Source organism: Nonomuraea purpurea (assembly GCF_042650645.1).
Taxonomy (GTDB): domain Bacteria; phylum Actinomycetota; class Actinomycetes; order Streptosporangiales; family Streptosporangiaceae; genus Nonomuraea; species Nonomuraea purpurea.
Genome location: NZ_JBHSBI010000029.1, coordinates 85,869 through 104,716 on the forward strand (window position 1 = coordinate 85,869; position 18,848 = coordinate 104,716).

Annotated in this window: 15 protein-coding genes and 1 pseudogene; 9 read left to right on the forward strand and 7 right to left on the reverse strand. The window is 68.1% G+C overall.

The window, feature by feature from the left end:
- Positions 1-3 precede the first annotated feature (3 nt).
- Positions 4-4,023: a DddA-like double-stranded DNA deaminase toxin gene (locus tag ACFOY2_RS41130; RefSeq protein WP_379533542.1), complete on the forward strand. Its 4,020-nt coding sequence runs from the start codon at positions 4-6 to the stop codon at positions 4,021-4,023.
- A gap of 642 nt (positions 4,024-4,665) precedes the next feature.
- On the opposite strand, the gene ACFOY2_RS41135 is transcribed toward ACFOY2_RS41130, so the two are convergent.
- Positions 4,666-5,832, reverse strand: a complete 1,167-nt coding sequence (locus ACFOY2_RS41135; RefSeq protein ID WP_379533543.1) for a hypothetical protein — start codon at positions 5,830-5,832, stop codon at positions 4,666-4,668.
- A 4-nt stretch (positions 5,833-5,836) separates the two neighbouring features.
- Entirely contained in the window at positions 5,837-6,040 is a 204-nt protein-coding gene (locus tag ACFOY2_RS41140) for a hypothetical protein (protein WP_379533544.1), read from the reverse strand.
- Between ACFOY2_RS41140 and ACFOY2_RS41145 the strand changes: the two are divergent.
- Positions 6,014-6,323: pseudogene (locus tag ACFOY2_RS41145) on the forward strand (ATP-binding protein); the annotation flags it as partial. The gene ACFOY2_RS41140 and the pseudogene ACFOY2_RS41145 overlap by 27 nt on opposite strands.
- Before the next feature lie 38 nt (positions 6,324-6,361).
- On the opposite strand, the gene ACFOY2_RS41150 reads toward ACFOY2_RS41145, so the two are convergent.
- Positions 6,362-7,087, reverse strand: coding sequence for a dienelactone hydrolase family protein (locus ACFOY2_RS41150; protein ID WP_379533545.1), 726 nt, complete (start codon positions 7,085-7,087; stop codon positions 6,362-6,364).
- A 502-nt stretch (positions 7,088-7,589) separates the two neighbouring features.
- Between ACFOY2_RS41150 and ACFOY2_RS41155 the strand changes: the two genes are divergently transcribed.
- Genes ACFOY2_RS41155 through ACFOY2_RS41165 form a run of 3 tightly spaced genes read left to right on the forward strand, consistent with a single transcriptional unit; the run spans position 7,590 to position 10,273 of the window.
- Positions 7,590-8,435 carry a phytanoyl-CoA dioxygenase gene (locus ACFOY2_RS41155; RefSeq protein ID WP_379533546.1) on the forward strand — a complete coding sequence of 282 codons (846 nt, stop codon included), beginning with the start codon at positions 7,590-7,592 and terminating at the stop codon, positions 8,433-8,435.
- A gap of 4 nt (positions 8,436-8,439) precedes the next feature.
- The gene (locus tag ACFOY2_RS41160; RefSeq protein ID WP_379533547.1) at positions 8,440-9,471 is read left to right on the forward strand and encodes a methyltransferase; all 1,032 of its coding nucleotides are present in this window, start codon (positions 8,440-8,442) and stop codon (positions 9,469-9,471) included.
- A 31-nt stretch (positions 9,472-9,502) separates the two neighbouring features.
- Positions 9,503-10,273 carry an rRNA methyltransferase gene (locus ACFOY2_RS41165; protein WP_379533548.1) on the forward strand — a complete coding sequence of 257 codons (771 nt, stop codon included), beginning with the start codon at positions 9,503-9,505 and terminating at the stop codon, positions 10,271-10,273.
- On the opposite strand, the gene ACFOY2_RS41170 is transcribed toward ACFOY2_RS41165, so the two are convergent.
- The 4 genes from ACFOY2_RS41170 to ACFOY2_RS41185 form a co-directional block, all read right to left on the reverse strand.
- Entirely contained in the window at positions 10,239-11,084 is an 846-nt protein-coding gene (locus ACFOY2_RS41170) for an RNA methyltransferase (protein ID WP_379533549.1), read from the reverse strand. The genes ACFOY2_RS41165 and ACFOY2_RS41170 overlap by 35 nt on opposite strands.
- A gap of 224 nt (positions 11,085-11,308) precedes the next feature.
- Positions 11,309-12,538 carry a class I SAM-dependent methyltransferase gene (locus ACFOY2_RS41175; RefSeq protein ID WP_379533550.1) on the reverse strand — a complete coding sequence of 410 codons (1,230 nt, stop codon included), beginning with the start codon at positions 12,536-12,538 and terminating at the stop codon, positions 11,309-11,311.
- Complete coding sequence (locus ACFOY2_RS41180) at positions 12,535-13,230, reverse strand: hypothetical protein (protein ID WP_379533551.1); 696 nt, start codon at positions 13,228-13,230, stop codon at positions 12,535-12,537. The genes ACFOY2_RS41175 and ACFOY2_RS41180 overlap by 4 nt, the downstream gene beginning before the upstream one ends.
- Entirely contained in the window at positions 13,227-13,637 is a 411-nt protein-coding gene (locus ACFOY2_RS41185) for a cupin domain-containing protein (RefSeq protein ID WP_379533552.1), read from the reverse strand. Before ACFOY2_RS41185 ends, ACFOY2_RS41180 begins: the two co-directional genes overlap by 4 nt.
- A gap of 297 nt (positions 13,638-13,934) precedes the next feature.
- On the opposite strand from ACFOY2_RS41185, the gene ACFOY2_RS41190 reads away from it, so the two are divergent.
- The 4 genes from ACFOY2_RS41190 (at position 13,935) to ACFOY2_RS41205 (ending at position 18,737) form a co-directional block, all read left to right on the forward strand.
- The gene (locus ACFOY2_RS41190) at positions 13,935-14,999 is read left to right on the forward strand and encodes a GDP-mannose 4,6-dehydratase (protein ID WP_379533553.1); all 1,065 of its coding nucleotides are present in this window, start codon (positions 13,935-13,937) and stop codon (positions 14,997-14,999) included.
- Between the two features lie 54 nt (positions 15,000-15,053).
- Positions 15,054-16,355, forward strand: a complete 1,302-nt coding sequence (locus ACFOY2_RS41195) for an NDP-hexose 2,3-dehydratase family protein (RefSeq protein WP_379533603.1) — start codon at positions 15,054-15,056, stop codon at positions 16,353-16,355.
- Between the two features lie 5 nt (positions 16,356-16,360).
- A complete protein-coding gene (locus tag ACFOY2_RS41200; RefSeq protein ID WP_379533554.1) occupies positions 16,361-17,335 on the forward strand; it encodes a Gfo/Idh/MocA family protein in 975 nt (324 codons plus the stop codon).
- A 1,111-nt stretch (positions 17,336-18,446) separates the two neighbouring features.
- Positions 18,447-18,737 carry a LuxR C-terminal-related transcriptional regulator gene (locus ACFOY2_RS41205; protein ID WP_379533555.1) on the forward strand — a complete coding sequence of 97 codons (291 nt, stop codon included), beginning with the start codon at positions 18,447-18,449 and terminating at the stop codon, positions 18,735-18,737.
- Positions 18,738-18,848 lie beyond the last annotated feature (111 nt).

An 18,848-nucleotide genomic window follows, 5' to 3' on the forward strand; every position in this document is an offset into this window, starting at 1 on the left:
ACCGTGCTCTCGCTGCTTCTCGCAGGCAGCCCCATCACCGAGGCGAAAGCGGCGGCGGACCCGCCCCCAGCACCGGTATGCGAACGTCAGGTGGTTCTGGAAGCGTGGGTGACGGGCGGCGTGAACGTGCGTCCGGCCGCCGAGAGGGCGCTGCTCGGGGACAGAGCGGCGGTCTGTGCCCTGCTCGCCGAGCTTCCCCGGCTCGTGGCGCAGGACGATCGTGAGCAGGTCGGCCGCATCAAGTCCCAGGGCGAGCCTGAGGTGGCCGCCGCTGCCAATGCCGCCCTGCTCTCGGACGACCCCGGCGCCGTGGCGAAGTTTCTCGACGGTGGCTGGGAGACTGCCCGGGAGATCGACCTGCGCGCCAGCGTGAACAAGATGAAGGCGGCCGGCGGACCGGAGGTCAAGGCTGCCGCGAACGCGGTGCTGCGCAACGGGTCGCGTGCGGACCTGGGGAAGTTCATCGACTCTGGCTGGCGGGTGCCGTACCGGATCGACCTGCGCGTGGTCGTCAACCGGGCGATGTCCGAAGGGGGCCCGCAGGTGCAGGCCGCGGCGAACCAGGCACTCCAGGACGGCAGCCAGGAGATGCTGGAGCGTTTCGCCCAGATCGACTGGGGTGTGGCCCAGGCCCGGGACAACGAGAACCAGACCTTGAACGATCTGCGGGCGAGCGCCACCGAGGCGACCCGCCGCGCGGCGTTCGAGACGATCTCCGCGGTCGCGCAGGCCGACCGTGCGAAAGCCGAGGCCGCGGCGGCCAAGAGCGACGCGGAAGAGGCGCAACGTCTCGCCTCGCTGGCCGGGCAGGAGTCGGTGGAGGCCAAGCGTCAGGCCCAACGCGCTGCTGAGGCCGCCGACCGGGCCGCGGCCGCGTCCCGGGTCGCCGTACAGGCCGCGCGGACAGCGGCGACGGCCGCGCGTGCGGCCGCCGTGGCCGCCGTACGCGCGGCGACCGCGGCGGCGCGGGCGCACACGAAGTCGGACGAGGCGTGGTCGGCCGCGACGGCGGCAGAGCTGGACGCGGCAGCCGCTGCCAAAGCGGAGAAGTACAACCGGGACATGCAGCGGATCGGTCCGGAGATCACCGCGTTGATCTCGCCCATCAATCAGATCATCACCGTGACCGAGCAGGCGCGCGCCGCGGTCGCCGCCGCCGATTCGGCCAGGGCGAACACCGAGGCCGCCGGACGCGCGGCCGAGGCCGCCGGGCGTTATGCGGGGCAGGCCAGCGCCGAGGCCCGAAACGCGTTCGCAGCGGCCGCGCGGGCGAAAGCGAGCGCGGACCAGGCGAGGCGTGCCACCGAGGAGACGGTACGTCAGGCCGACATCGCCAAGGACGCGGCCGGAAAGGCGCGCGACGCGGCGACGCGCGCCGTGACCTACGCCGAGCAGTCGGCGAGCGCCGCGGCGAGCGCGGCCCAGCATGCGGGCAGCGCCGTCAACGCGGCCGAGCTGGCGACGCAGCACGCGAACAACGCCTACCGCGCGGCGGAGGACGCGTTGCGGGCGGCTGAGACGGCCCAGATCGTTTACAAAGCGGCGCGTGAGGCGGACGCCGAACGACTCCAGAAGGAGCTGGAACTTGAGCTGTCCTTCGCCCGGTACATCAGCCAGAAAGCCGCCGAGGCCCGATTGGGGGAGGCTCGCGGCTTCGATGTGCCAATGGGCCAGTACCACACCCCGCAGATCGACGCGCTGATCGCCGAGGTCGCCAACGCGCCGGAGACCGAGGCCGCATCGGCGGCCCTCAAGGCGCGGGAGGTGGCCCGCTACTTCGCGACCGTGCCCGGCACGTGGACCAGTTCGGCGGCCATGGCAGCTCTCGGCCAGGACGATGACCTCCTTGTCATCGGGTTCGTCAAGAGCGGACTCGCCTCCGCCGAAGAGCAGGACGACCGCACGACGCTGACCGGCCTCATGATCACCGGCAGCGCGGCCATGAGAGCAGCCGCTCAGGACGCTCTCGACAGCGGATGGTCCGACGTCATCGAGTTCCTCAAGGACCCGGACTACCCCGAGCGAGCCGCCGAGGACCGGGAGGAGGTCAACGGCATCCTTTCTGAGGCCCGCAGCACCGGCCACACCCACATCGAGGAAGCGGCGAACCTCGCCCTGCGTTCGGACGACCCGGACGCCCTCAAGAAGTTCCTCGACAAGGAGCACAACACCGCTTACGCGATCGACGTCCGGGCGAAGGCCGGCGCGATCGCCGGGGACGACTCTCACGGGACCGAGGTGCGCAACGGCGCCCAAATCGCGCTGGCCGGCACGACGGCGATGCAGGTCGAATTCCTGGAGGTGGAGCGGCACCGTGCGGCCCAGCGCGACTACGCGACCGCGACGCACAACTACATCGCCAGTTCCTTGATGATCGAGACCTCGCAGATCGCGCAGCAGGCCGTCGACTTCGCGCGCACCGCGCAGGCTGCGGCGGCGCAGGCCCGCGGTGCGGCGCAGGAGGCCATCGGTTACGCGAACGACGCCGGCAAGGCGGCCGAGGAGGCGAAGAAGTTCGCGACCGATGCCGTCGCCCACGCCCGCGACGCCGCCGCGTCCGCGGAACGGGCAGCAGCGGCCGTCCGCACCGCCGCCGCAGCGACCAAGCAGGCCCAGCAGTCGGCCAGGTCGGCGTCCCTCTCGGCCCGCTGGGCCCGCGCCTCGGCCGTCTCGGCGGCAAAGGACGCGGCCGGCGCCTACGCCGCCTATGACACCGCGTACGCCGCGCAAATCGCGGCCGGCAAGAGCGCGTCCGAGGCGGCTCGCATCGCCGCAGAAGTGTTCGAGACCTATCGGCAAGAGGCCGAGGGACATTTGCGCGAGCTCAAGCGGGAATTGAAAGAGCACTGCGAGAATGCCCCCGAACTCGGCAATCCTGGATACCACGACTGCGATGCACGCGCTGAAGAGATCCTGAACGACCCCAAGGGGCTGCTCCACGATCCGGACGGCTTCGCCAAGGAGAACGTCGAGCACTGCAAGAGGCAGTTCGTCGGCAAAGCCCAGGACGCCTGTATGTCCATCGTCCTGAGCCCGATATTCTCCTTCGCGGCAAGGGAAATCGGTAACCGGGAGACCGACGCTCAACGCCTTGCCGAAGAGTACATAGCCCTGACCGGCGCGGACCTGTTCAACGCCGCCTCCCAGTACGGCTTGGCCGGCGACTGCAAGAACGCCCTCAAGGGCGGTGTCGTGGGTGCGGCGCTGTCGATCACGGACTGCCTCACTGGAGCCATGGAACTGTCCGAAGATCCCGACTGGGACAAGTATGCGTCCCAATGGAGGGGGACCTTCGTGGCGTCGCACGTCCCGGAGGAACTCCGGTTCGGCGAGTACAACTCGATCTGGGGAACGATGTACCTGCTCGCGCGCCAATCTGATCTGTCCATCCTCTGGGCGACCCGCGAGAGCGAGCTGGCAACGTCGATACTGCGCACTGTTCCGATCGGATGCGTCCAGGAAGGCGGGCACTGCCCGTTCGAGGACGCGGCGCAGCAGCTCAAGGACGTGAGCGAGACCATCAAACGGCTCAACAACCAGGGCTACATCGTGGACGCGTCCGGACGGGTGCTCGATGCGAACGGTCTGCCGATCGCGACTCTGCCACCGGTCACCGATCTGGAGAAGTGGGCGAACTACACCGTCGAGAGCGGTCTGCACGACGGCCTCGCGGCCCTCGAACAACGTCTCAGCCTGCTGTACACGCAGCAGTTCGGCCTGCCCATGGCGCCCCCGGCCTGGCACCTCGAGACGCAGCTCGCCTACCGCGTCGCCACGCGGGAGGTGGCGCTGAAGGAGAACACGCTGCGGCTCGTCATGAACAACCGCGGCGGCGTCTGCGACGCGGTGCCGATCAGCGGCACCGGGCCCGATGCGCAGCGTCAGACCGTGGCCGGGTGCATCCAGGCCATCAAACTGCTGCTGCCGGCCGGCACCACCATGATCATCTACTATCCGGATCCGGACAATCCGGCGGAACTGCTGGAGGTCACCGTGCGTGGGGTCGGCCGCTGGCTGGACTGATCCTGCGGGATGCATACGGATGGAGGCGCGGTCGCCGAGGGACGCCGCGCCTTCATCCTGCGGCAGCTCTGCGCCTGGCGATGCAGACCTTCGCGTGGCGTGCGCGAGCTCCGACCATCAGGAGAAGAAGAACGTGCGGCATGATGATCAGTCGTGCTCCTTCGCCGGGCCTACTTGACCGTCACGAACGCCTTCGCCGCGTTGCGGTTCTTCCCCATGGGCGATCGCCCCTCGGTCTGCGGGAGCTTGTATTGCTGCTGTTTCCAGTGTGACGTTGTCCAACAAGTTGATTTTTGCCCGACGGGCTATTGCGTACCGCTCCGTGATCGGGTTCGCTGTTCGTGAGTTTGCGCTTACCGGTTGCAAGGAAGTGGAATGGACGCTTGCTGTAGCGAGTGACGCTGACCCGTTGCTCGGGCGTCATCTCGTAGGAGGTGCTGGTCGCCTGTTCGTCGGTTCTCGGCCGTCTTCTGCGAGGCGCAGGTGGCCGAGTTCATGCTCGTCACATGCTCTTCGGCGCGCGTTCGGCACATCAGCGGGCAGAAAGTCCAGGTCAGATGGGGTGTGGAGTGAATTCGTAGGGTTGGTGTAGGTGAATTTCGGTGGCTCGGATCGCTGATTGCCAGACCTGAAAATCGCCGGTCACTCGGCCATGAGGCCCACGTCGTTGAGTCGCTTGATGAGGCTGGGCTTGCCCTGGTGTCGTTCCCGGAGGTGGGTGAGGCGCTCGGTGAAGGTACCGGCATGCTTGTCGCGGATGGCCAGGACGTGCAGGTCGCGGAGGAGATCGACGGCTTGGTCGTATTCGCGGGGCTTCTTGGTGCCGATGGAGGCCTCCACCCGGTCCCACGCCGCTTCCAGGTCCTGGGCGAGCCGGTTCAGGTGGAGTTCCCTGGCCTGCTGTCGCTCCTGTTCCCGGCGGGCCTGCTCGTCGGCGCGCCGGGCCGACTCCTGTTGCTCGCGGGCGTGACGACGGGCGGCGGCGGTGTCCAGCGGTTCGGCGACCGTCCGCCCCGTCTCCACCTCCTGGTCGGTGGTTTCGCCGCCGAACTCGCGCAGCAGTTCCCAGCGAACCCTTGAGGCGTCCTCCTCGACCACCCGCAACAGCAGCGCGTCCTTGCGCTTGGCGGGCAGAGTGCCGATCCAGGCGGCCAGGGTCTTTCGATCGTGCTGTACGGGTTGCGCCGGTTGGCTGGCCTCGGCGGCGGCCGCGAGCAAGTCGTGGTCCAGGCGCAGGAAGTCGGCCAGGGCCCGTTGCGGCGCGCTGAGCGAACCCAGCCCCGACGGGACGGGCGGCTCCAGTTCGTCCTCGTCCTCATAGTCGAAGGCGTCCTCGTCACGCTCCCAGCCCCCGTACGCCGACAGCCAGGCCAGATAGAGCGGACGCAGGTCGCCGGCGGCCAGTTCGGCGCGGATGCCGACGATCGCCGACAGCGAGCGTTCGACGTCGTCTTCCCAGTACTCTTCTTCCGCTTCGCTGGTGAAGTCGAGGATGAGGTGTTCGCCGCTGGTCCAGGCGCTGATCTGGTCGCCTACGCAGTAGCGTTCGGCCTGCTTGGGGTTCAGCACGGCCTTGGGGAGGCGGAGCATGACCCGGTGGGTGCCCCAGTTGGCCAGGTACAGGTGGGCGTCGTAGTAGCGCTCCATCATGCGCCGCGTATCGCCGTGAAAGTCGCCCCAGTGGTATTCGTTGGTGAAGCTGGTGGCGGTGATGTGGGCCCGAGTGGACAGGGCACGAACCTCGGCCTGCTGTCGGTCGGTGAGCGGCCGGTCGAGGGCCAGGAATTCGTAGTACTGGTACTCGCTCACGCTCTCACCCGGCCCAGCGCCGCAACGCGTGAATCCATTCGGCTCCGGCCGGTGGCGGATCGGGCAGCGGCAGGTCGAGGATGCCGATCGCCTGCTTGTGCATGGCGGCAGGTCGCCACGATGCCACTACCTGCCAGGGAGTCGATCCCGGTGACGTGACCTGCAGACCGAGCACGGTCGTCTCGGCTACATGGAACTCGACCGGCACGGCGCCGAACTCCTCTTCCAGGTCCTCACCGAACGCGAAGAGGAGAACAGCGTCGCCATCGCCAGCAACGAGTCCTTCTCCAGATGGCTGGACCCGCACCTTCACCGACCCGCGCCTCTGCGCCGCGATCGTCGACCGGCTCACCTTCGCCGGCAACATCATCGAGACCGGCACCGACTCCTACCGCCTTGCCCAAACCCGAGCCAGAGCCGAACAAGCCAGCTGGCCACACTCACAGGGGTGGGACCGGAATACGCCAGAAACCTGCCGTGGTGACCGGTAAGCGCTGGTCAGCGGGTGGCCGAGCTTGGACTGACCAGATCACTCCGTCACGGGCAGGCACTCGGCGAGCAGGTCGACGACGTCGCGCCAGGCTCGCTGCGCGTGCCGTGGGTGGTGGCCGACGCCGGGGACCACGGGGTGGTCGACCGGTGGGTGGTGGAAGGCGTGCAAGGCGCCGCCGTAGACCACGAGGCGCCAGTCGACGCCCGCGGCCTGCATCTCGGCGGTGAACGCGTCCCGTTGCGCGGGCGGCATGATCGGGTCTTCCGACCCGACCCCGGCCCACACCGGGCAGCGAATGCGCGCCGCCTCGCCCGGTCGGCTCGTGGTCAGTGCGTTGACTGTCCCGATGGCGCGGAGGTCGACGCCGTCGCGCCCGAGTTCCAGCCCGATGGCGCCCCCGGTGCCGTAGCCGACGGCGGCGATCCGGTCGGGGTCGGTCCGCGGTTCGGCGCGCAGCACGTCGAGCGCCGCGTGGCCGATGCCCCGCATCCGGTCGGGGTCGGCGAGCAGCGGCATGCAACGGGCCAGCATCTCCTCGGGGTCGGTGAGCAAGCGCCCGCCGTGGAGGTCGAAGGCCAGCGCCACGTATCCCAGCTCGGCGAGCGCATCGGCTCGGCGGCGCTCGACGTCGCTGAGCCCTGGGCCCTCTGGTCCGAGCAGCACCGCGGGGCGGCGCCCGGTGCCGGAGGGCAGCGCGAGGTGCCCGATCATCGTCAGGCCGTCGGCCGGGTACTCGACCGTGCGGGTTGTCACTGTCGTCATGAGACTGGACCGTAGTGATCGTCGAGCCCGGTCGGGCCGGTGTTCACCGCTGGCAGAGTTCACCGCTGGCAGAACAGCGCGGGTGTGCCTCTGAAATGCGGCGATGGCTCACAAGGTCCGTCCTCGCGGCAGCGTTATCGGATCATCTGCCCTGGCCGCGGTGCTGGAGACTGACCCTCGCAGCAGGTTTCTGGCATATTCCGGCCCACCCCTCACACAGCGTCACGAACGCCTGGATCCTGTGGGCGGTCAAGACTCGCAGCCACTTCCCCTACGCCCAGGCCGCTGACGCGCGTCTACATGGCTCGATGAGAGCTTCTGCCGGCATTGCTCTGTGGTGCGCCTCGGCCGGGTCGAGGATGGTGGTAATCAGCCGGATGTGTCGTCCCTTGGCCAGAGCACACGTCTGAGGAAAATTCTAGTTCTTAGCGCCACCCCTCACCTGGCACCGTTTCCGCGGATATAAACGAGCGGGGGTATTTCCTCTCCCGTAAGGAGCGCGATGAGTGCCCGGTTACTGACAGACGAGCAGGTCGAAAAATTCGTCCAGGATGGATTCGTCAAGGTGGATGGTGCGTTCCCCAAAGACCTTGCCGCCGAGGCGTGCGGCCTCCTGTGGGAGCAGCTCGGCATGGATCCGGATGACCCGGGGACGTGGACCAGAGAAGTGGTCAGACTGGGACTCCAGGACGCCGAGCCGTTCGTGCGCAGCGCCAACACCCCGGAACTGCACGCCGCCTTCGATCAGCTGGTCGGGCCCGGACGGTGGACGCCCATCGAGAAGGTCGGCACGTTTCCGGTGCGCTTTCCGCGGACGAAGCCGCCGGAGGAGGCCGAGGACTACGGCTGGCACATCGACGCCAGTTTCCTGACGGCCGAGGCGGAGGCGGCGAACGCGCTGAACTGGGAGGGCGAACTAGCGCTCGTGCCGCCCAACTACGACGAGATCCTTCGCTGCAACGTGACCTCGCGGGGCCGGTCGTTGCTGCTGCTCCTGCTCTACACCGACACCGGCGAGCGTGACGCGCCGACGCTCCTGCGCGTTGGTTCCCATCTGGACGTGCCGCCGCTGCTCGCGCCGTACGGCCCAGAGGGGACGTACCTGGAGGCGGCAGGGGTGGGTGTGGAGAGGCCGCTCGCGTCGGCCACGGGCGAGGCGGGCGATGCCTACCTCTGCCATCCGTTCCTGGTGCACACGCCCATCTCCAACACGGGCCTGCGCCCACGGTTCATGGCCCAGCCGTCGCTGCTGCCGGTCGGGGAGTTGGACCTCGACCGGGCGGACGGAGGGTGTTCGCCGGTCGAGCGTGCGATCCGCCTCGGCCTGGGCCGTGAGGAAGAGAGCTAGCGCCATGGAAGAGCGGACGAAAACCCCCCCGTGGCAGAGCCTGGTGCGGCTCGTCTTCGGCAGCATGGCCACGCAGGTGGTGGGCCTGGCGGCGCGGCTCAAGCTGCCCGACGCGATCGGCGACGGCGAGCGCGGCGCGGGCGACCTCGCAGCCGAGTACGGCATGCGCGAGAGCACGATGCTCCGGCTGCTGCGCGCGCTGGTCGCGCTGGAGGTCCTGACGGAGGCGAGTCCGGGCCGGTTCGGCGTCGCCCAGGTGGGGGAGCTCCTGCGAGCCGACCGGCCCGGGTCGATGTACGCGCTCGCCCGGCTGATCACTGAGCCCGTCATGCTGACCGCCTGGCAGAACCTGGAGTTCAGCCTGCGCGCCGGCAGCCCCGCCTTCGAGGAGACGTTCAAGGCAGACTTCTTCGGCTATCTGGCCGACCACCCCGAACTGTCGCAGCTGTACAACGCCGCGATGAGCCAGGGCACGCTGAGCGTGGCCGAAACGGTCGCGAAAGGCTATGACTTCAGCAGGTTCGAGACCGTCGTGGACGTGGGCGGTGGAGACGGCACGCTGATCTCCGCCGTGCTGCGGGCGTACCCGGGGCTGCGAGGAGTGGTCTACGACAGCGCCGCGGGCGCGTCGGCGGCGAAGCAGACCCTTGACAGAGCGGCGGTGGCGGAACGCTGTGTGGTCGAGACCGGCGACTTCTTCGCCGGCGTACCCGGCGGCGCCGACCTCTACCTGCTCAAGAGCATCGTGCACGGCTGGGACGACCACCGGGCGGGGACGATCCTGCGGCACTGCGGGCAGAGCGTCGCCCCCCACGGGCGAATCCTGATGATCGAACACGTTCTTCCCGACGCGGTGCCGCCGGGCGCGAATCCGCTCACCTACCTCAACGACCTCAACTTGCTCGTCAACGGCCACGGCCTGGAGCGGACCCGCGCCGACTTCGAGCGGCTGTGCGCCGGCGGCGGCCTCACCCTGACCGGGATCGAGCCCTTGCCGCCAACCGGCTTCTGCTGGATCGAGGCGCGGCCGGGGTAATCTGGGGGCCTCGACGACAAGGACGGGCAGATTGGTATACCTGTACGAGACGGCGCGGGTGGATTACAGCGACCTCGCCAGCGGCTCCGTCCTCCACTCCGCCCCCGGCATGCCCGCCTTCCCGGTACGGCTCGCCACCGAGATCTTCCAGCGTGCCCTGGCCCTGCGCGGTGGCGCGGATCCGGCCGTGGTGTGGGACCCCTGCTGCGGGAGCGGCTACCTGCTGACCGTGCTGGCCCTGCTCCACCGCCCGCGCGTCAAGACGCTGCTGGCCTCCGACCTGTCCGAGGACGTACTGGGTACGGCACGGGCCAACCTGAACCTGCTGACCGAGACCGGCCTGCGGGACAGGGCGGCAGAACTGGCAGACCGGGCGGAACGCTTCGGGAAACCCGGCTACGCGCTGGCCGCCGAGGCGGCGGAGCGGCTGGCCCGCCGGCTGGCCGCGAGCGGTGGCCCGGTGCCCCACCACGTGCTCCGGCCGGCCGACGTCTTCGACCCCGCCCAGCTGGCCGCGGCGATCGACGGCGACGAGCCGGACATCGTGCTCACCGATCCGCCCTATGACGAGCAGACCAGCTGGCAGGGAAGTCATCAGGACAAGAACCTGCCGGCGATGATGGCGGCGCTGGGGGAGGTCCTGCCCCCGCACACGGTGGTCGCCGTGGCCGTCCGCGGCCGCCGCGTGCCCGCGGGGGCGGGCGTCCGCCCGCGTCAGTCACTGCGGATCGGCACCAGAGCCGTCGCCTTCTTCGCCGCCGCCGACCTCACTGTGGCCGGCCGCCGGTCCTCGCCACGGTGATCCGCTGCCGGGACGCCTCATAAAGGATGGCGGTGGCCGCGTTCGCGGCGTTCAGCGAACTCGCGGCTCCGACCATGGGGATGCTCACCATCGTGTCGCACGCCTCGCGCCATGCGCTGCTGAGCCCGCTGGTCTCGTTGCCGACCAGCAGGAGCGTCGGCTGGGTGAAGTCGAAGTCGAAGACGTCGCAGTCGCCGTGCTCGTCGGTGCCCACCACGACGATCGGCTTGCCGCGGTCACGCTGCGCGGCCACCCAGCCGACCACGTCGCCCGGCGCGGGCACCCGGACCGCGGGCAGGGAGAACAACGAGCCCGTGCTCGCCCTGACCGATTTCGGGTCGTACACGTCGGCCGCGTGACCCGCCACGATCAGCCCGTGCGCGCCCAGGGCGTCGGCCGAGCGGATGATGCTGCCGATGTTTCCGGGGCTCGTCGGGCGGTCGAACACGACGCCCAGGAAGTCGTCCCCGACCGCGATGCGGCCGAGGTCGTCGGCGGGCATTCCGACGACGGCGACGGCCTCGGGCGGCGCCTCGTTCTTCTCACCCAGGTCCGCCAGCATCTCGGGAGCCATCGCGATCCGGTCGACCCGCACGGCGCGCAGCAGCTCCTCCAGCCACTTCGACGGGTTGCGCTGCCCGTCGTAGATGAGCGCGTGGACGGGCCAGCCGTGCTCCACCGCGAGTGAGATCGGACGGACTCCCTGGACCAGGAATTCGCGGGCTCGGGTCCGCTTGTTGCGGTTGGTGAGCAGAGACTCCCACTGCTGGAACCGAGCATTGCGCGTGGTGATTCGCTGAACCGCCGGCACCTGTGTCCTATCAGTCGTAGCGGGTCGCTGCAGGGCGGACTCGCTGGTTGGCGGCCGTCTGGCGGATGAGCATCGTGTCCTGCTGAAAGACAGTGCCCCCGCCGGCCGGCCGGAATAGATGGTCGCTGCTGGTTTGTGGTCGCCCACTGTTTCGGCGTGGGCGCTGCTTGATGTGGGTCGCTGACAATTCTCTTGCCGGCTGCTGATGTCGGGGATCGGGTGCCCTACGCGGTCACCACCTCCAGTTCGGGCAGGGGGAAGACCAGTTTCCCACCTGAGCGCAGGAAGTCGCGCTCGCGGGCGATCATCGGCTCCCTGTAGATCCACGGGAGGACCAGGAACTGGTCGGGGTGGCGTGCCCTGGCCTCCTCGTCGGAGACGATCGGGATGCCAGTGGCAGGGGTGTAGCAGCCGAACTTGTCCTGGTTCACCTCAGCGATGCAGGGTAGGTCGGCCTCGCCGAGCCCGCAGTACTGCAGGATCACGTTGCCTTTCGTCGAGGCGCCGTACCCGAGGGTGAGCAGGCCGTTCTTCCGCGACTCGGCGAGGAAGTTGAGCAGCCGGTCGCGGTGCTCCACGGTCCGCCGCGCGAACGAGGCGAGTGGGAGATCCTCTTCTCCGCTGCGGATGGCTGCCAGGGCCGCTTCGTTGACCTGGGAACCGGCCGTATGCCTGGCCAGGACGACCGAGAGGCTTCCGCCGTAGACCGCGTTCAGTTCGGCGTCCAGGACCTTCAGCCCTGCGCGCTCGGCCATCCACTCGATCTGGCGCAGCGCGTAGTAGTCCAGGTGTTCGTGGCAAACCACGTCGTAGGCGGTGGCGCGGAGCATCGCGGGCATGTAGCTCTGCTCGATGATCCAGATGCCGTCGTCAGTCAGCAGTTCCCGCACCTCGCGCATGAAGTCCAGCGGCCGTGGCAGGTCGTAGAACATCGCGATGCAGGTGACGACTTTGGCGCGGCGCCCGCCGAGCAGGTCGCGGGAAAAGAAGTCGGTGATCCGCTCGACGTGCGGGGGGTAGAACTCGGCGAAGGCGGAGGCCGCGGGATCCACGCCGACCAGGGTGGGGCCGCCGACGGGGTAGGCCGACAACAGGGTGCCGTCGTTGCTGCCGATGTCCACCACCAGGTCGCCGGCGCCGAGCTCGACCATGTCCATGATGGCGGCGACCTTGCCGCGCAGGTGCTCGACCATGGAACGGTTCAGACCTGACCGGTAGCCGTAGCGCTCGCCGTACATGAGACCGAAGTCCGCGGTGTGGCGCAGCTGCACCAGCCCGCAGCCGCTCGGCGAGCAGACCACCAGCTCCAGCGGGACCTGCGGCACAGGCTCGTCGAGGGTGCGCGGGAAGACGCCGGTGAGGGCCTGCGCGCCCAGGTCGAGTACGGGCAGCAGGTCGGTGTTGTCGCAGATGCGGCAGCGGTCGATGACCGTCATGTGCGGTTGACTTGTCATGATTCTCCAGGACGGCTGTGATTTTTGAGCCAGCAGACCACGTCCGAGGCGTCCGGCCAGTCGGCCTCGGGGCCGGTGACCACGGGGAACTGGTCATCGACCCAGTCGCTGTCGAAGGTGGAGCGCGAGCCGACGGCGTCCCTGATCTCCCTCAAGGTGATCGTCGTCCGCGCGCCCACTTCCCACAGCCCCTCGGAGTTGAGATGCCCAGCCACCCACCGGCCGCACCAGTCGACCGGCGCGAAGCTCTGCCGTGATGACCCCGCCGCGTAGACCGGCCGGTCGCCGACCATGTCCTGCAGGACGCCCTTGTTGTAGCCGGTGCCGTACATGGGGCCCAGGCGGACGATGAGCCGGCCCGCGCAGAGCTCCTCGGCCTCGGCCCGGTGCCGGCCGTAGGGGGTGTCCAGCTGGGTGCGCGCGGAGATGGTGCTGATCTGGACAAAGCTCTTCCACTCCCAGTCGCGCAGGAACGCCTCGGTCTTGGCCACCGTCTCGCGGTGGTCGTCCTCGGGGTGGTGGCGCGCCCAGTAGCGGCGGGACGGGCAGGCCGCGTTGACCAGCACGTCGAACGGGCCGCTGCGGCGTGCCTCCTCGTAGTTCTCACGATCGACGGGTACGGCCGCGCCGCCGAGGGCGCGGACGATGGCCGATCCGACGAAGCCGCGCCCGCCGGCGACGGCGACTCTCACACGCGCTCCAAGGTGTGCGGCAAGGGCTCGACCTGCACCAGCGGCGGGTCACACTCGTCCCACGGCTTGGTGAGCATGGCGATGAACGTCAGCGACGAGATGGCGTGTACGGCATGCATGACTCCGCTCGGCGTCCTGGTGCACACCCCACGGGCGACGTGGATGAACTCCTCGGGGCACTTCGGGTCGTCGGGGTCGTCCTTGGTGACCAGCACGCCCTCGCCCTCGACGAAGAGCAGGTATTCGACAAAGTGCGGATGGTAGTGCAGGCCGCGCACCTTTCCAGGGTGCATGTGCAGCATGTTGAATTCCAGGATGGGGTCGGGCGGCACCCACGTGAAAATGCCGCCGCGCCCATCTCTGACGGTATCCAAGTTGCAGGACGGTTTGAGGACTTCGATTTTCATGCGACCTCCACTCAGGTCGTTCCTCCGGGCGCAGGAGTAACCGAGGCTAACGTGCCCCGGCGGCATTGGAGCTGAGGGAAATGCTAGATTTTGGCGCCGGTCGGCCGTGACGGCGTCTGCCCAGGGCAGACGCGCCAGGCGCCGGCGGCGCTCACTAGTAGATTCACTACACTGTTTTGCCGATTCGTGATGTCGGAAAGAATGTTGCGTATCGTGAAGCGCGATAAGGGCAACGCGTCCGTTTCAACTATGGCTGGATGACAGTTGACCGTCGGCGCAAGGCGATACCTCGCGCGGATGGCCTCATGGCTGGAGATTATCCTGACTAAGCGCGCACTGATCACTGGGATTACCGGCCAAGACGGCACTTATCTCGCTGAGCACCTTCTTGCCGCCGGTTATGAGGTATTCGGGATGATACGGGGCCAGGCGCCGCCTGCCACCCGTGGGAAGAAGCGGCCCAATCCGGAGGTCAGGCTCGTCAGCGGTGACCTGCTGGACCAGTCGAGTCTGATCGCGTCGATCGAGCAGGTGCAGCCGGCCGAGGTCTACAACCTCGGCGCGCTGTCCTATGTCCCCATCTCGTGGCAGCAGGCGGCGACCACGGCGGAGATCACGGGGATGGGCGTTCTCCGTGTTCTGGAAGCGCTCAGGATCGTCAGCGGGGTGACCGCCTCCCAGGCTCCGGGGCCGGGGCAGCCGCGCTTTTACCAGGCGTCCTCGTCGGAGATGTTCGGAAAGACCAGGGAGACCCCGCAGAGCGAGCTCACGCCGTTTCACCCGCGTAGCCCGTACGGCGTCGCGAAGACGTTCGGCCATTACACGGTGCAGAACTACCGTGAGTCGTACGGCATGTTCGCGGTCTCCGGCATTCTGTTCAACCACGAGTCGCCGGTGCGCGGCGCCGAGTTCGTGACGCGGAAGGTGTCGCTCGGCGTGGCCGCCATCAAGCTCGGCCTGCGGGACACCCTGCAACTGGGCAACCTGGACGCGGAACGCGACTGGGGGTTCGCCGGGGACTACGTGCGGGGCATGGCACTGATGCTGGCGCGGGACGAGCCAGAGGACTTCGTGCTGGGCACCGGCGTCACGCACAGCGTGAAAGAGCTGGTCGCGTCGGCCTTCGCCCACGTCGGCCTGGACTGGCGCGAGCACGTGGTGGTGGACCCCTCGCTGCTGCGTCCGGCCGAGGTCGACCAGCTGTGCGCCGATCCGGCTAAGGCGGGGGAGAAGCTCGGCTGGAAGCCCGCCGTCTCCTTCGAGGAGCTGGTCGCCATGATGGTGGACAGCGATCTGCGGCTGCTGTGGGACTCGCGCCACGACCTCGACACCAAGGCGCCCGAGGTGGCCTCGTTGTGGTGAGCCCTCGTGCCGGACGGCTCGAAGACCTAAGGACACGTGATGACCTCAGCAGATCTGGATAGCCACCATAACCTCGCTGCCGGCGGAGGCGGCCGAAGCGAGGGATTCCTCTCCTGGTTCGCGGAGCGGACCCGGATGTCCGGCTGCCACGTGGACCGCGCGCCGCTGACCGAGCTGCGCGGATGGGCGTTCGACGAGGCCACAGGGAACCTGGGGCACGAGAGCGGCCGGTTCTTCGTGGTCGAAGGGCTGCATGTCCGCACGAGCTACGGCGCGGTTCGCGAGTGGAGCCAGCCGATCATCAACCAGCCGGAGATCGGTATCCTCGGCCTGTTGGTGAAGATGGTGGACGGCGTTCCCCACTGCCTAGTGCAGGCCAAGATGGAGCCGGGCGACCTCAACACGATGCAGCTCTCGCCGATCGTCCAGGCCACGCGGAGCAACTACGCCGGCGTCCACCGCGGCAGCCGCGTGAAGTACCTCGAGTACTTCACCCGCCCGCCCGCCGGGCAGGTCCTGGTCGACGACGACCTGCACGTCTCCGACGAGCACCGCTGGCTGTCCCTGCCGGAGATCAGGCGATTGCTGCGGATCGACGGGCTCGTGAACACGGACACCAGGACTGTGCTGTCCTGCCTGCCCGCCTTCTTCTTCTCCGACGTCGGCAGCGCACTCACGGAGGAGGGGATGGCCGCGGCACTGGCCCGGTCCGTCAACGGGCAGGGCACGCCCCACCACGGGACGGTGGACGTCCTGAGCTGGTTCACCTCGGCCAAGAGCCGCCACGAGCTGGCCGTCCGTCGCGTTCCCCTGCGCGGGCTGCCGGGTTGGCGGGGCCCCGGGGAGGAGATCACCCACGAAGACGGACGCCACTTCAGCATCGTCGGGGTCACCGTACGCGCGAACCACCGTGAGGCGGCCGAGTGGGACCAGCCGCTGCTGCACCCGCAGGGGTGCGGGCTGGTCGCCTTCGTGGTGAAGAACGTCGACGGGGTGGCGCACCTGCTCGTCCACGCGCGCTTCCAGGCGGGCCTCCTGGACGCCATGGAGATGGGACCAACCGTCCAGTGTAACCCGGAGAACCATCCCGGCGGCCCGCCGATCTTCCTCGACTACGTGCTGGGCGTCTCCGCCGAGCGGATCCTGTACGACACCGTCCTCGCCGAGGAGGGCGGCAGGTTCCATCACTCGCAGAACCGCTACCTGCTGGTGGAAGCCGACGAGGACTTCCCGCTGGAGGTGCCGGTGGACTTCTGCTGGGTCACCGCCCACCAGCTCACCACCCTGCTGCGGCACGGCTACTACGTCAACGTGGAAGCACGCAGCCTGCTGACCTGCCTGCACAGTCTGTGGTGAGCGTCGTGTCCACGCATCCGCTCAGGCTCGGCCTGCTGGGCTGCGCCGACATCGCCTGGCGCCGCACCCTACCGGTGATCCAGTGTGAGCCCGCGGTCGAACTGGTGGCCGTCGCGGCCAGGGACATGGCCAAGGCCAAGGTGTTCGCCGACCGATTCGGCGGCCAGGCCGTGGAGGACTACCGGGCGCTCCTGGAACGGCCGGACATCGACGCCGTCTACATCCCGCTGCCCGCCGGACTCCATCGGGAGTGGATCGTCAGGACGCTGAACGCCGGCAAGCACGTGCTCGTGGAGAAGCCGCTCACCACGCGACACGTCGACACGGTCGAGGTTTTGGAGCTGGCCGGGTCACGCGGGCTGACGCTGATGGAGAACCTCACATCTCTCCGGCACGGCCTGCACACCGCCGTCCAGGACCTGGTGTCCGGTGGGGAGGTCGGTGAACTGCGCATGCTCAGCGCCGCCTTCGGCTTCCCCCCGCTCAGCCCGAAGGACATCCGATACCGGCCAGACCTGGGCGGCGGCGCGCTGCTCGACGTCGGCGTGTACCCGCTCAGCACGGCCCAGCGCTTCCTCGGCCCCGATCTCGAAGTGGTCGGCGCGACGCTGAAGCAGGATCCGGAGTACGGCGTCGACGTGTCGGGCGACGTGTTGCTGCGTACGCCCGACGGCAGGACGGCTCATGTCGCCTTCGGGTTCGAGCATGGCTACCGCTGCGATTACGCGTTGTGGGGCAGCGGGGGGCGGATCTTCGTCGACCGCGCTTACACGCCTCCGCCGACCTGGCATCCGGTGATCAGGCTGGAGCGCCAGGACGAGGTGCGGGAGCTGACCCTGCCGCCCGAGGACCAGTTCGCCACCACCCTCCGCGCGTTCCTCCGCGCTGTGAGCACTTCGGAGCAGCCCGCCGACGCGGAGGTGGCGATCCGTGTTCAGGCGCAGCTGGTCGACCAGATCAGGGATCGGGCGCAGGCTTAGTTCGCTCCGCGAACCGATCAGGAGACACAGCTGAGCGGAGGGCATGTCGTCCTGCTCGGCGGCACAGGTGTCCTGGGACGCCAGGGGTGCGCGGATCTCGCCGGGTGATGACCTGCTCGCCGTGGCCAGGATCGCTCCTCACCCCCCGCTGTGGCTTCGCTGCCGGCCGATGACCTCGCCGTTCTTCTTGACCTCATGAATTCGTGCGCCCAGCAGAACGGACGCGAAGCCTGCGGCGTCGTTAGAGGTCCGCTTGCAAAGGCGGGAACAGGAAGAGCCGAGCCCCCGAATCCAGGGGGAAGGCCACGGAAGCGGTGAAGAGCCTGGAGCGCTGCCGCGAAGAACTTCCCCGCGTATGGGGCGCGGAACGTATCGACAGTGGCGGCGGGAACTGGGGAGGCCCTCCCCGGTCCGGTGACCTGCGGAAGATGTTGCCGGAGCGTGGCGTCCTATAACCGGTCCGAGCCGGGAAGTGGATGGCCGGCCGGGTGGGCGTCGGAGACGGCCATAGTACTGCTTGACCTGACCGGACAACACAACCGGCGGGGAGGGAAGGGCCGCTGCTTCGTCGATGCGTCATGGTGCACGGAGGTGGCCCGGTGAGTGCCGGTCAGGTTAGTCCCGCCGCGTCGGGGTCGCGGGAACCACGGGTTCCGCGTGATCCGGTCCGAGTCCTGCAGCATGCGCTGTACCGGGCGGCCAAGGCCGACCCCGGACGTGGATTCCACGCGCTGATGGACACGGTCTACCGCAGAGACGTTCTGTGGCGCGGGTGGGTGGCGTTTAGTAAATCCACTAGAGCGATTTCAAGATCATCATTGGTCCGGTTTTGCGTGCTATCGTTGCTAAGTGTTCCGAACTAGTTGAGTTAGGCATACTTACCGAGTGCTTGACAACTATGTTCCCAATAGAGTATGGGCCACCAAATCGTGCCTTTGGCGTGGGTCAGCGCTCTCTTGTGTAGCGGCATGACATCACTGTGTAACGCGGCATGACCGGCCCTCGGTCCGACGAGAGGGGGATGCCATGTGAAAACAAATTAGAGGACGAGGACGTCGATCGCATTGATCGACGCCAGCAGGCATGGACAAGGTCGATAGATAAGAGGACCATGCACTCCAACTCTGCTACCCCCTTATCGGAATTGCACGTCAAAATCATCGAAAGCATCGCCGCGGGTGAGCGAACCCTTAAGATCGCCGGCAAGCTGTATCTGAGTCGCCAAGGGGTCGAATACCACGTCAGCAAGCTCCTGCAGCAGCTTCGAGTGCCGAACCGTCCGGCGCTCGTCGCCAAAGCGTATTCGATGGGAATTCTCCTCCCCGGCACGTGGCCGCCGGAAGCGCCGCGGCACGACGGCCGCATCCCGCCGCCCCGCTTGGAACGCTTTACCGTTCCTTGAGAGTTGGAACGAAGTCGATCAGGCTGCGCTGGAAGGCGTCTGTCGCAGAAGTTGATGACCGGGCAGCAGGAAATGAGATCCACTGGCAGGTCTCGCGTCAGCGGACTGCAG